This is a genomic window from Lentimicrobium sp. L6 (assembly GCF_013166655.1).
Taxonomy (GTDB): domain Bacteria; phylum Bacteroidota; class Bacteroidia; order Bacteroidales; family UBA12170; genus UBA12170.
This window is the reverse complement of record NZ_JABKCA010000005.1, coordinates 49,795-62,907: the sequence shown is the minus strand read 5'-3', so window position 1 is coordinate 62,907 and position 13,113 is coordinate 49,795. Positions and strand designations below refer to the sequence as shown.

Genomic DNA, 13,113 nt, shown 5'->3' with positions numbered 1-13,113 from the left:
CTTTTTTTATTTCATGATGATGATAGAAACATTATATGAACAATTTATAGAATCCTCCGGTGTTTCTACCGATACCAGAAGTTTACAACGAGGAGAGTTGTTTTTCTGCTTAAGTGGTGAGAGTTTCAATGGCAATAAATTTGCTCTTCAAGCGCTTGAAAAAGGTGCTCGAATAGTGGTTTTAGATGATGAGAAGTATTTTACTAACCAAAGTAGAATGATATTGGTAGAAGATAGTCTTAAAACAATGCAAGAATTGGCTTCTTTTCATCGTGATAAACTAGATATTCCGGTTATTGGAATCACCGGAACCAATGGGAAAACCACCACAAAGGAGTTACTGGCTGCTGTTTTATCCTCACATTTCAATATTTCTTATACTAAAGGCAATTTGAATAATCATATAGGTGTTCCTTTAAGCTTGTTGAAGGTAAATGCCAAGCATGATATGGCCATCATAGAAATGGGGGCCAATCATTTGGGTGAGATTGCTGAGTTGTGCGATATTTGCAAGCCAAACTTAGGCGTCATCACTAATATTGGTCATGCACATTTAGAAGGTTTCGGTTCTTATCAGAATATTAAAACCACAAAATTGGCTTTGTACCGTGCTGTAGAAAAAGTAAAGGGCTGTGTTTTTGTTAATGCAGATGATGAGGTTTTGATGGATTCTTCAACCGCTTTAAGAAGAAATACATATGGTATAGGTTCCAGTTCTCAAACTCAAGTCGAATTAAGTGCTTCAAACGTCTCTTTAGTATTTGAGTGGAACGAGTTTAAAATTGAAACACATTTATTTGGTAATTATAATTTATATAATGCAGCAGCTGCCATAGCAATTGGTGAATATTTCAAAATTCCTCAAGAAAAAATTGTCCATGCATTGGAATCCTATATGCCATCGAATAATAGATCTCAAATAGAGAAGGGGGAAAATAATGAATTGATTATGGATGCTTATAATGCCAATCCAGATAGTATGAAAGGTGCCTTACAGTTTTTTAAAAATGTGGACTTCCCAAATAAGATGGTGGTTCTTGGCGATATGCTTGAACTTGGTGAATTTGAAGAAGTGGAACATTTAAAGGTTTTAAATGATTTAATAGAGTATTCATTTGATATAGCATTGCTTGTGGGTGATGCTTTTCTCCAATTCGAAGCAGATTATCCTGAATTTAATTTTTTCAAAACTAGTGAGGAAGCAAAACAATATCTGATGATCCAGGGGGTGAAAAGTTATAAAATCCTATTAAAAGGTTCCAGAGGTATTAAATTAGAGGTTTTAAAAGAAGTTTTATTATAATGGAGAGGTATAATGCCATTGGAGTCATGTCAGGAACCTCTTTGGATGGTTTGGACATTGTCTTTGCTGAATTTTTCTTTGATGGAAATAACTGGTTTTATCAGTTCGGTGATTATATCGAAATACCCTATTCAAAAAAATGGCAAAATAAACTATCCAATTTAGCCCAAGCCTCTGCATTTGAATTTGCAAGAACTCATGTGGACTTTGGTCACTATATGGGGAAGAAAGTAGATGCTTTTATTAAAAGTCATCGGCTTGAGGTAGATGTCATTGGTGTTCATGGGCATACTGTTTTTCATCAACCAGAGTTAGGTTTTACTAGCCAGATTGGTGATGGCTCAGCTATAGCTAGTCGAACTGGTCTATTGGTAGCTAATGATTTTAGAAGCATGGATGTAGCTAGAGGAGGGCAGGGAGCACCTTTGGTTCCCATTGGTGATGCTTTATTGTTCTCTAAATACTTAGCTCGATTAAATCTTGGAGGGTTTTCAAATATTTCTTTTGGTGGTGTTGATGATATTAATGCATTCGATATTTGTCCAGTGAATATTGTGATGAATGAGATTACCCGTAAACAGGGCTTAGAATACGATGAAGATGGTAAAATAGCAAGAAATGGTCAGTTGGTTCGTGAACTCCTCCATAAACTCAATCAGCTCGATTACTATCAGCATAACGGGCCAAAGTCATTAGGCAGAGAATGGGTGGACGAGTGCTTCTGGCCTTGCTTGTCAACTAATATTTCTGATGAAGACTTATTGAGAACACTAGTGGAGCATACCGCAGACCAAATAGCTTATTCTTTGGCCTCCTCAAAAATAAATTCAGGAAAAGTTTTAATTACTGGAGGTGGGGCCTATAATTCTTTCTTAATAGAAAGAATTAGGGCGAAAATATCTTTAGAGATTGTGATTCCAGACCCTATACTCGTCGAAATGAAAGAAGCTTTGATATTTGCTTTCTTGGGTGTTTTAAGAATTCGAGAACAACCCAATATCTTAAATAAAGTAACTGGGGCAAAACGAGACAGTATTAGTGGGGCGCTCTATAAAGGTGTTTAGCCTATTTTGTTGATTTTTCTTACTAATTTTTCTCCATTTTCAGTTTCCATCACTAAGAAATATAAGCCATTAGGGAGCTGGCTGAAATCAATTTTGGTATTCATTTTGATTTCTTCTATCATAATGGTTTGTCCTTGTTGATTTATGATTTTTAATTGCTGAGCATGATCAGTATTTGTAATCTTAACATTTAAAACATGAGTAACTGGATTTGGATAAATGCTTAATAATTCTTTTTCTTCAATATCCTCAACTCCTGTCGACTCATAAGCACCAGTAAAATATAAGCTAGCTCCAAGCGATCCTTTAGCTACTTCTTTAAAGTATTCCATATCCATATGCTCAATATTGTCATTTGGAGTATGGGCATAGGGAGTTTCATTGTATTCATAAAGTCCTGTAATTACATATCCTTCCTCCATAAAAGGAACATAATCGGTTGCATAGGCATAGCTGATTTCAGTATTTAAACTTGAATATAATTCCATCAAATTAGAGAGCGTGTCAGTAATAGCTGCAGAAGCCGCATTATTACTATTAGGAGCGCTCTCGTCTCTCTCACATACAATAATGTCATTGGTCATTCCATTTACGCCACCAACGGCATCAATATTAAACACTAATTTTATGTTGTGTGATTCAGGAACAACCACATGGTTTACATAATGATTACTCCCGACAAGTCCTACTTCTTCAGCACTAAAATGAATGAAGCGAACAGAATATTGGGTATCAATATCTTTTAGCATCCTCGCTATTTCCATTACAATAGCAGTTCCTGTTCCATTATCATTGGCCCCAGGGCCATTTCTGGTATCATAATGCCCATCAATAATCACATATTTATTGGGATAATGAGTTCCGGTTTTAGTGATGATTAAATTATAACATTCATTCCCAGAATAGCTAAAGGTATCAATGCTAATGTCTTCATATCCCCATTCCTCATAACTAGATTTTATCCAATTGAAAGAATTAACTAAAGCTTCTGTGCCTGGCTCTTTTGAGCCAAAATCAACATGTTGTTGCAGGTTGGCCTCCAAAATGTCTAAATCCATGGTTTCGACTATGGTTTCGTAATAGGAATTTGATTCTTGGGCTTTGCTTTGGAATATTAGTAGCAGGCTGAATAAACCTAAGGAAAATATGCTTTTATTAATGCAATTTGAAATATTCATGATAACGTACCTTAATTTTAGTTTTAATATTTCGGCAAATATATTGTTTTCTTGTTTAGGTATGGAGTTTGATCTAGAGGAACCGATAAAAAACAAAACCCCGAAGCTCAATAGGACTTCGGGGCTTTTATATAATCAGAAGATGGTTTATTCTTCTGTTGAATAGTCCATAGCAGCCATACGTTTATAAGAGTTTAAACGTCTTTTTGCCATATCCTCAGAAGCTGCAAATAATGCATCAGCATCTTTAGGGAAGGCTTTCTTCAGTGAAGTATAACGTACTTCGTTCATCAAGAACCCTTGGAACTTACTCCAATCTGGTTCTTTAGAATCTAATACGAAAGGATTTTTTCCTTGGTCTTCTAATCTTGGATCGAAACGATACATGCTCCAGTAACCAGCTTCTACAGCTGCTTTCTCTACGCTTTGTGTATCTGTTAATCCGCCTTTTACTCCGTGAGCTATACAAGGAGAATATGTGATGATTAGAGATGGACCAGGATAAGATTCTGCTTCTTTTAAAGCTTTGAAGAATTGATTTTGGTTAGCACCCATTGAAACTTGAGCAACATAAACGTAACCATAAGTCATAGCCATCATACCTAAATCTTTCTTACGAATCTTCTTACCAGAAGCAGCAAATTTAGCTACAGCAGCAGTAGGAGTTGCTTTTGAAGATTGTCCACCAGTGTTTGAGTAAACTTCGGTATCCATTACCAAAACATTCACATCTTCACCAGAAGCCAATACATGGTCTAATCCGCCATATCCAATATCATAAGCCCAACCGTCACCACCGAAGATCCAGTTAGATTTCTTAGAGAAATACTGGCTGATAGCCATTAATTCTTTAGCTTGATCATCATCTGCACCAGCAAGAACTTTCTTTAATTCGTCAGAAGCAATTTTAGACTTTTCACCGTCATTTTTAGTTTCTAACCATTGTGTGAAAGCAGCTTTTCTAACATCACTAACATCACCCTCTAAAGCTTCATTGATTTTCTTTTCAACTCTATCGCGTAATTTATTGATACCTAAAGACATTCCGAAGCCATACTCTGCATTGTCTTCGAATAAAGAGTTAGCCCATGCTGGACCTTCTCCATCAGAATTTTTACAATAAGGAGTAGCAGGAGCAGAACCACCATAGATACTAGAACAACCAGTAGCATTAGCAATAGTCATGCGATCACCATATAATTGAGTGATAGTTTTGATATATGGAGTTTCACCACAACCAGCGCAAGCTCCAGAAAACTCGAATAATGGTTGAGCGAACTGAGAATTCTTAACATTTTTAGTTTTGTCGAAACGATCGGTCTTGTATGTAACGTTCTTAACCATATAATCCCAGTTTTCAGCCTGAACCATTTGGGTTTCTAATGGCTTCATTACTAGTGATTTTTCTTTGGAAGGACAAACAGCAACACAGTTATTACAACCTGTGCAGTCTAAAGCAGAAACTTGAATTCTAAATTGTAATCCGGCTATTTCTTTTCCCTTAGCAGCTAATAAATCAACGCCTTCGCCAACATTTCCAGCTTCAGTATCGTCTAATAAGAATGGACGGATAGCAGCGTGAGGACAAACGTAAGCACATTGGTTACATTGTATACAGTTTTCAGAAACCCATTCAGGAATTTCAATGGCGATACCACGCTTTTCATAAGCAGCAGTTCCAGCAGGGAAAGTACCGTCTTCGCGACCTGTAAATACAGAAACAGGAAGTTGATCACCTTTAAGGTTGTTAACAGGCTCTACTAAGTCTCTAATGAAAGCAGGAATGCTCTCGTCAATGATAGCTTGTTCTGCTTGTATGTCTAAATTTGCCCACTCAGCAGGAATTTCCACCTTGGTAACATCACCACCATTGTCAACAGCAGCAAAGTTCATGTTTACGATTTTCTCACCTTTGTTTCCATAGGATTTTACAATCATTTTCTTCATTTGTTCCACCGCCAATTCGTAAGGAACTACCTCAGCAACTTTAAAGAAAGCAGATTGCATAATAGTATTGGTTCTATTTCCTAGACCAATTTCTTTAGCTATTTCAGTAGCATTGATGATGTACATGCTAATGTTTTTCTCAGCCAAAGTCTTTTTGAAATGTGGAGGAAGATGATTCATTGTTTCTTCCACGTCCCAAATACTATTTAATAGGAATGTACCATTTTCTTTGATGCCAGCTAGCATATCATATTTTTTCAAATATGCAGGCACATGACATGCAACAAAATCAGGAGTAGTTACTAAATAAGTAGAGCGGATAGGTTGGTCGCCAAAGCGAAGGTGAGAAGCAGTAAAACCACCAGATTTTTTTGAGTCATAAGCGAAATAAGCCTGAGCATATTTGTCAGTATTGTCACCAATAATCTTAATAGAGTTTTTGTTTGCACCTACTGTTCCATCAGCGCCAAGTCCGTAGAATAATCCTTCAAATGTTCCTTTTGGAGCTAGAGAAATAGCTTCACCAACAGGAAGAGAGAGGAAAGTAACATCATCATTAATACCTAAAGTGAATCTGTTTTTAGGTTCAGGCAATTGTAAATTCTCATATACTGCAACTATTTGAGCTGGAGTAGTATCTTTAGAACTTAAACCATAACGACCACCAACTACAATAGGAGCATTTTCTTCACTGTAGAAAATATCTCTTACATCAAGGTATAATGGCTCACCATTAGCACCTGGTTCTTTTGTTCTGTCTAAAACAGAAATTCTTTTCACTGTTTTAGGAAGTACTCTTCTGAAATATTTCTCAGAGAATGGGCGATATAGGTGAACAGAAATAAGGCCTACTTTTTCACCATTGGCCACTTTATGGTCAATAACTTCTTTAATGGTTTCAGTTACAGAACCCATTGCAATAGTAATGTCTGTAGCATCTTCAGCACCATAATAAGTGAAAGGATGGTATTCTCTTCCAGTTAATTTAGTGATTTCTTGCATGTATTCTTCAACTACGTCAGGAATAGCATCGTAGAATTTATTAGCAGCCTCACGAGATTGGAAATAAATATCTGGATTTTGTGCTGTTCCGCGTGTTACAGGGTTTTCTGGATTTAAAGCATTGGCTCTAAAAGCAGCTAAGGCTTCTTGATCAACAAGAGGAGCTAAATCTTCGTTATTTAGTATTTCAACTTTTTGAATTTCGTGCGAAGTACGGAATCCATCAAAGAAATGTACAAAAGGTACACGAGTTTTAAGAGAAGCAAGGTGAGCAATACCCGCTAAGTCCATTACTTCTTGTACGCCACCAGTTGCTAAGAATGCAAATCCAGTTTGACGGGCAGACATCACATCAGAGTGGTCGCCGAAAATAGAAAGTGCTTGAGCAGCAAGGCTACGTGCACTTACATGGAATACTCCTGGTAATAATTCGCCAGCAATTTTATACATATTAGGAATCATCAGGAGTAGACCCTGAGAAGCTGTATATGTTGATGTAAGAGCACCAGCTTGTAAAGAACCATGAACGGCTCCAGAAGCACCACCTTCTGACTGCATCTCAGATACGGTCACGGTCTCTCCAAAAATGTTTTTTCTGCCACCTGCTGCCCACTCATCTACATATTCTGCCATGTTAGATGATGGTGTGATAGGATAGATAGCAGCAACTTCGCTAAACATATAGGCGATATGTGCAGCTGCATAGTTACCATCACAAGTGATAAATTTTTTCTTATTTTCCATCTTATATAGTATTTAAAATATCAATTTTATGCCAAAGCAGTGCTCCGCTTTAGCGGATGCAAATTTAATAAAATTAAGTGTGAATTTTGCGTAGAACGCGTAAGAATTGCTAATTTTCAGCAATTTAGAAAGGATATAGATTGTATAATGATTTCAAACGATTGCGATAATATAGAGTGCTGATATGGCAATAGTTAAAACATCCTTAATTTTGAAAAGGAGCTTAATAATTTGTATATTTACAATCCAATAAAAAAACTAAATATATAAAGATATGAGTAAGTTGAAAACAAATTATATGGGCATAGAATTAAAGAACCCCATAGTAGTTGGAGCTAGTAATTTGGTTACCGATTTAAATCATTTAAAGAAACTAGAAGCAGCAGGAGCAGGAGCAATTGTTTATAAATCATTGTTTGAAGAACAAATACAGCTAGAGAACTTTTTTGAAGAAGAAGCTATGGCGGAGTATAATAATCGAAATGCTGAAATGATTAATATATATCCTGATATGAAGGATGCTGGGCCTGTAGATTTTCTTCTTAAACTGAAGAAAGCCAAAGAAGCTTTGAATATTCCATTGATTGCAAGTTTAAATTGTGTTTATAAAGAGACATGGGTAGATTATGCCAAGGAAATTGAGAAAACAGGAGTTGATGGTATTGAACTCAACTTTTATGCTACTCCAAGAGAGTTTGGTGTATCAGGTCAAGAGATTCTAGAAGAACAATTGAATATTACTTCTGCTGTAAAAGAGGCTTTAAAAATTCCAGTTGCAGTAAAACTGAGTCCATACTATACCAACACCCTTCGTTTTGCACATATGATGGAAGGCGCAGGAGCTGATGCATTGGTATTGTTTAATAAATTATTCCAACCAGATATAGATATTGATACTGAGGAATTGACTTTTAATTTTAACAAGAGTGGTAAAGGAGATTATCGCCAGTCACTAAGATATATGGGAATGTTACATGGCAAAATGAAAGCTACCCTAGTTGGAAATAGTGGAATTATCGAGGGTAAAGATGTCATAAAAATGATTTTAGCTGGAGCTGAAGCTGTTCAAGTGGTTAGTACACTTTATCAGAATGGTTTAGATTATATTACAACCATGTTAAAAGATATGGAAGCTTGGATGGATGGAAAAGATTATAAATCTTTAGATGAATTTAGAGGTAACCTCTCCAAAGACAACCTAAAAGATCCTTACGCTTACACGCGTGCACAATATGTGGATATTTTAATGAAAAAAGTAGAACTCTATAAACCAAATAAGATGGTGTAATTACTTAGTGTATAATTAAATAAAAAAGGCAAAATTCTATTAGAATTTTGCCTTTTTTATTTGGTGTTTAGAATGTTTTTAAATAGAGGGCTTTGTTGGAAAAGCAAAAAATAGTCGTAAATTTATACTGCTAAACCCAATAGTGTATCTTTTTTCAACAATATGGTTTTACCCACGCGAAAGAAATAGATTAACACAAATGAAAGTAACCAAAATCCTCATTGTAGATGATCATGATATTACGCTTCATGGTCTATCAAAATATATCGAGAAAATAGAAAATACCGAAATTATTGGAATGGTAAAATCTGGAAAGGAAGCCCTGGAGCTGATTCAAAAGCATAAGCCAAATATCATATTTACAGATGTGGATATGCCTGAAATGGATGGTGTTGAACTATTAAAAATCATAAGAAAAGATTTTGTAGAGATAAAAGTGATAGCATGTACCATGCATGTGCAGCTTTGGGTAATACAGAAGCTACTCCATAATGGGATTAATGGCATCATCTCCAAGCAAAGTTTAAAGATAGATATCGAAAAAGCCATTGAGGGGGTAGAGACAGGCAAAGCTTTCTATTCCTCAGATATCTATGAAGCTGTTTTGGAAATCATGAAGCGGCCAGATGATTATTTCTCCAAATTCGATGAACTAGACCTCACCAAAAGAGAAAAGCAAGTCCTACAATTAATCTCAGAGGAGCTCACCACATCAGAAATTGCCGATAAACTAAGCTTAAGTCCAAACACTATAGAATCGCACCGGAAGAACCTGTTTCTTAAGTTCGGGGTTAAGAATGTAGCTGGCTTGATAAAGAAGGCTATGGAACGGCAGTTGATTGAGTAGAAGTTTTATCACTGTTAATTAAAAGTTACGAGTTTATTGAATACTAATTTAAAAATAATAAGAACTCTTATATGCAAATGAGAAAAGTCACTAGAATATCATTACTTATCATGATATTATTTATGGTTGTAAATGTTAAAGCACATTTTTCTAAGGTAGATAGTTTGAAAAATATATTGACTACTACAGTTGCGGATACATTTAAGATTAATGCATATAATCACCTTTCCGAGTATTATATGTTTTCAAACCCTGATTCAGGTCTGTTTTATGCAAATGAGGGACTCGAGTTGGCAAAAGGCATTTCTGATAAAAAGGGAATAGGTATTGGATATAGGTTGTTGGCATTGAACTATCACTTTTTGTCAAAGAACGATTCTGCAATATTGTTTATTGATAAAGCATATGGTGTGTTTGAAGAGATTAAATACAAAGATGGGATGGTTATTTGCTTGATGAATAAGGGAATATTTCAATCGAAGATTGATGAGCCTGAAAAAGCAATAAATAACTATTATAAAGCATTTGGTTTATTTAAAGAGGATAGTAATTTTCTGGGAATGGCTAACTGTAATGTAAATATTGGGATAATACTGTCGGAAGAATCAGATTATATTAATGCGATTAAAAAATATATTGAAGCTGATCAGTTTTATAAAGAAGACAATTTTCTCGATGGAATGGCAAGTTGTAAATTAAATATTGGAACCATATATTTTCATTTGAAAGAGTATGGAAAAGCCATAGAATATTTTACGGAAGGCCTTCCTTTGTTTCAAGAATTAAATAATAAAATTAAAGAAGCCATGTTGCTTAATAATATGGGATCTTGTTATAAAAACATTGGACTATTCGATTCTGCTCTTTTGATTCATCATAAAGCGCTTAAAATTCAAGAAGAAGGAAAAGATAAAAATGGGATGGCAAAAAGCTTTGAAAATATTGGTTCCGTTTACTTTGACATGAAGGAGTATGATAATGCGATGGTCTATTATAACAAAGCCCTTTCTATTAAAGAAACTTTAAATAGTAAAAAAGAACTTGCTAGTTTATATTATAATATTGGGTCTGTTGAATACAGAACTAAATATTCTGATAAAGCTTTGATACATACAAATATGGCTTTGGCATGTTTAAGTGAGGTGGATGATTTAAGGCTCAAGCAAGATGTTTATAAACTATTATATTCAATTTATAAAGATAGTCATAATAGCTCCAAGGCGCTAGAGGCACATGAAAGATACTCAGCTATTAAGGATAGTATATTTGACGAGGGTAAATATGAGATTATAAATAATTTAGAAGCCAAATACCAAACAGCAGAAAAAGAAAAAGAAAACCAAAAGCTACAATTCGATAATGAACTACAAAAGCAGGAAAATACTTCGATAAGAAAACAGAATATGTATATCTTATCACTTTCTGGATTGGCTCTGCTTCTAATTATTGGTTCTTTTATCGTTTATAGAAATTTTGAGAAACACAAGATTAACAAGCTAATGCTAAAAGAAATTGATGAGCAAAATGATATTATATCTAAAAACTTACACGATGGTATGAGTGGTTATTTGCATGCCATAAAGAATAGCCTGGTGTTTAGAAATGAGAAGGTGAAAGACCTAGACAAGGATATAGAAATAATAGACCGTTCACAAAAGGAACTGCGGTTTTTAATGAGACAACTTAGTTCACCTTATTATAAAAATAAAAATTTTGACATCTCACAGGAATTAAATGAACTCAATAGTTTCTACGAAAGCACCAGTAGTTTCAAGATTGATAGTTATTTTGATCAAACCATCATTTGGAAGAATATTTCTTATGAGAATAAGCTTCAGATTTATAAGTTGGCGCAAGAGTTATTGGCCAATGTTAAAAAACACTCAGGCGCATCTAATATTAGTTTGCAAATCATAAAAGACAAAAACAATCTAGTGATGTCTTTTGAAGATGATGGAAAAGGATTTGATACTGAAGAAACCTCTTATGGATATGGTCTTAAAAATATCGACAAAAGAATCAAAGAACTCAGAGGAGAGTTTAATATTGACAGTAGTATTGGACAAGGAACATTTATCACATTAAAAATACCGGTGTTAAGCTGATTTGTATGAAGAAAAATCTATCTGTTATAATAGTTGATGATCATGATACTATAGTCTCAGGCTTGAAATATGAGTTGAAAGAGACCTTCAAGGAGTTTGAGTTTACTGGTATAACTGCAATACATGATGCTTTGCTTTTGTTTAAAAAAAAGTCTTTCGATATAGCCATTGTCGATATTTCTTTTAAAAGTGAAGTGAACTCTGATGGGATTAATTTGGTTGCCATTATCAAGCAAAAATATCCCGAAACTAAAATAATTTCTTATACCAGTTATGCCGATAAGATTCAGTATGTCAGTTTGCTCCAAGAACTAAATGTAGAGGCTATTGTGTCTAAGTTTGATGGGAATAATGCTATTAAATCTGCAGTCGAACAATTACTCCTAAACCAGACTCCCTTTTATAGTTCAGGAGTACTTCAAGCATTAAAAATATCAAAAGCAAAAAATGAAATCCATATTTCAAAGCGAGAAAGAGATGTGATAAAATTACTTCGGCAGCATTATACATTTAAAGAAATAGCCAATAAGTTAGGTGTTTCAAAGAATACAGTAGATTTTCATGCGAAGAATTTATACGCAAAATTTGAAGTGCATAAAGCTTCTGAGCTATTAGAAAAAGTGGGTGAGTATCTTTAGCCTGCTATTTCCTTATCAAAGACTTCTTTTACCTACACATTTATGTGTTTTTTGGTGTTGTGGGGATATCTAAATTCGCAAATGATAGAATCTAACTCACGGAAAACCACTAATGGAAAGTCATAGAGAGTGGGCGAGAATATAATCTTTGAGCTTATAATGAGCTCGGTGATAAATAAAGCATCTATATGACAGAAAAGAATGCTTATGAAATTAACCAAAATCCTCATTGTAGATGATCATGATATAACCCTTCATGGTCTATCAAAATATATCGAAAAAATAGAAAATACCGAGATTGTTGGAATGGTAAAATCTGGAGAAGAGGCTCTTGATTTGATTCAAGAAAACAAACCAGATATCGTATTTACCGATGTGGATATGCCGGTAATGGATGGCGTGGAACTCCTTAAGCTTATTCGTAAAGATTTTGTAAATATCAAAGTGATAGCTTGTACTATGCACATACAGCTATGGGTGATACAGAAATTATTGCATCATGGTATTAATGGCATCATCTCCAAGCAAAGTTTGAAAATTGATATTGCAAAAGCTGTTGACAGGGCCATAACAGATCACCCTTTTTATTCCTCAGATATCTATGAAGCTGTGATAGAGATAATGAAAAAGCCAGCCGACTATTTCTCAAGATTTGATGAATTAGATTTAACCAAAAGGGAAAAGCAGGTCTTACAGTTGATATCTGATGAGTTAACTTCAGTGGAAATAGCAGAAAAATTATTTTTAAGTCCAAACACCATCGAAAGCCACCGAAAAAACCTCTTCCTCAAGTTTGGAGTGAAAAATGTGGCTGGGCTTATAAAGAAAGCCATGGAGCGGCAGTTGATTGAGTAAAAAAAAGCAAAGGGCAAAGAGCAAAGAGCAAGGGGACTAGGTTTTCTAAATATTCTCCACCATAAAAATCTACCAATATTACCATTTCTCCATCTAGATTCATTTTTTCTTCATTCCTGATCTTCCCACAAAACTCATGGTT

General features: G+C 34.9%; 9 protein-coding genes. 7 read left to right on the top strand and 2 right to left on the bottom strand.

Features of this window, described 5'->3' with window-relative positions; translation table 11 throughout:
• The first annotated feature begins 19 nt into the window (after positions 1-19).
• Both murF and HNS38_RS02285 read left to right on the top strand, forming a co-directional pair.
• Positions 20-1,303 (top strand): UDP-N-acetylmuramoyl-tripeptide--D-alanyl-D-alanine ligase, encoded by a 1,284-nt coding sequence (gene murF / locus HNS38_RS02290; protein WP_172345918.1) that lies wholly within the window; start codon positions 20-22, stop codon positions 1,301-1,303.
• Positions 1,303-2,367, top strand: coding sequence for an anhydro-N-acetylmuramic acid kinase (locus HNS38_RS02285; RefSeq protein WP_172345917.1), 1,065 nt, complete (start codon positions 1,303-1,305; stop codon positions 2,365-2,367). The genes murF and HNS38_RS02285 overlap by 1 nt, the downstream gene beginning before the upstream one ends.
• Here HNS38_RS02285 and HNS38_RS02280 read toward each other — a convergent pair.
• Together HNS38_RS02280 and nifJ are read right to left on the bottom strand one after the other, a co-directional pair.
• Entirely contained in the window at positions 2,364-3,545 is a 1,182-nt protein-coding gene (locus HNS38_RS02280; protein ID WP_172345916.1) for a M20/M25/M40 family metallo-hydrolase, read from the bottom strand. The two genes, HNS38_RS02285 and HNS38_RS02280, sit on opposite strands and share 4 nt — an antisense overlap.
• A 147-nt stretch (positions 3,546-3,692) precedes the next feature.
• Positions 3,693-7,238 carry a pyruvate:ferredoxin (flavodoxin) oxidoreductase gene (gene nifJ, locus HNS38_RS02275; RefSeq protein WP_172345915.1) on the bottom strand — a complete coding sequence of 1,182 codons (3,546 nt, stop codon included), beginning with the start codon at positions 7,236-7,238 and terminating at the stop codon, positions 3,693-3,695.
• A 274-nt stretch (positions 7,239-7,512) separates the two neighbouring features.
• Here nifJ and HNS38_RS02270 point away from each other — a divergent pair, with 274 nt between their 5' ends.
• The 5 genes from HNS38_RS02270 (at position 7,513) to HNS38_RS02250 (ending at position 12,971) form a co-directional block, all read left to right on the top strand.
• Positions 7,513-8,526, top strand: coding sequence for a dihydroorotate dehydrogenase-like protein (locus tag HNS38_RS02270; RefSeq protein ID WP_172345914.1), 1,014 nt, complete (start codon positions 7,513-7,515; stop codon positions 8,524-8,526).
• Between the two features lie 199 nt (positions 8,527-8,725).
• Positions 8,726-9,373 (top strand): response regulator transcription factor, encoded by a 648-nt coding sequence (locus tag HNS38_RS02265; protein ID WP_172345913.1) that lies wholly within the window; start codon positions 8,726-8,728, stop codon positions 9,371-9,373.
• 71 nt (positions 9,374-9,444) lie between these two features.
• Positions 9,445-11,478 (top strand): tetratricopeptide repeat-containing sensor histidine kinase, encoded by a 2,034-nt coding sequence (locus tag HNS38_RS02260; protein WP_172345912.1) that lies wholly within the window; start codon positions 9,445-9,447, stop codon positions 11,476-11,478.
• 5 nt (positions 11,479-11,483) lie between these two features.
• Positions 11,484-12,116 (top strand): response regulator transcription factor, encoded by a 633-nt coding sequence (locus HNS38_RS02255; protein WP_172345911.1) that lies wholly within the window; start codon positions 11,484-11,486, stop codon positions 12,114-12,116.
• Positions 12,117-12,323: 207 nt separating this feature from the next.
• Positions 12,324-12,971 (top strand): response regulator transcription factor, encoded by a 648-nt coding sequence (locus tag HNS38_RS02250; protein WP_172345910.1) that lies wholly within the window; start codon positions 12,324-12,326, stop codon positions 12,969-12,971.
• Positions 12,972-13,113 lie beyond the last annotated feature (142 nt).

Bases quoted from the DNA above. Each gene is read 5' to 3' on its own strand.
- HNS38_RS02250 (WP_172345910.1), top strand. From the start codon at position 12,324: ATGAAATTAACCAAAATCCTCATTGTAGATGATCATGATATAACCCTT.
- HNS38_RS02265 (WP_172345913.1), top strand. From the start codon at position 8,726: ATGAAAGTAACCAAAATCCTCATTGTAGATGATCATGATATTACGCTT.
- HNS38_RS02260 (WP_172345912.1), top strand. From the start codon at position 9,445: ATGCAAATGAGAAAAGTCACTAGAATATCATTACTTATCATGATATTA.
- HNS38_RS02255 (WP_172345911.1), top strand. From the start codon at position 11,484: ATGAAGAAAAATCTATCTGTTATAATAGTTGATGATCATGATACTATA.
- HNS38_RS02285 (WP_172345917.1), top strand. From the start codon at position 1,303: ATGGAGAGGTATAATGCCATTGGAGTCATGTCAGGAACCTCTTTGGAT.
- murF (WP_172345918.1), top strand. From the start codon at position 20: ATGATAGAAACATTATATGAACAATTTATAGAATCCTCCGGTGTTTCT.
- HNS38_RS02270 (WP_172345914.1), top strand. From the start codon at position 7,513: ATGAGTAAGTTGAAAACAAATTATATGGGCATAGAATTAAAGAACCCC.
- HNS38_RS02280 (WP_172345916.1), bottom strand. From the start codon at position 3,545: ATGAATATTTCAAATTGCATTAATAAAAGCATATTTTCCTTAGGTTTA.
- nifJ (WP_172345915.1), bottom strand. From the start codon at position 7,238: ATGGAAAATAAGAAAAAATTTATCACTTGTGATGGTAACTATGCAGCT.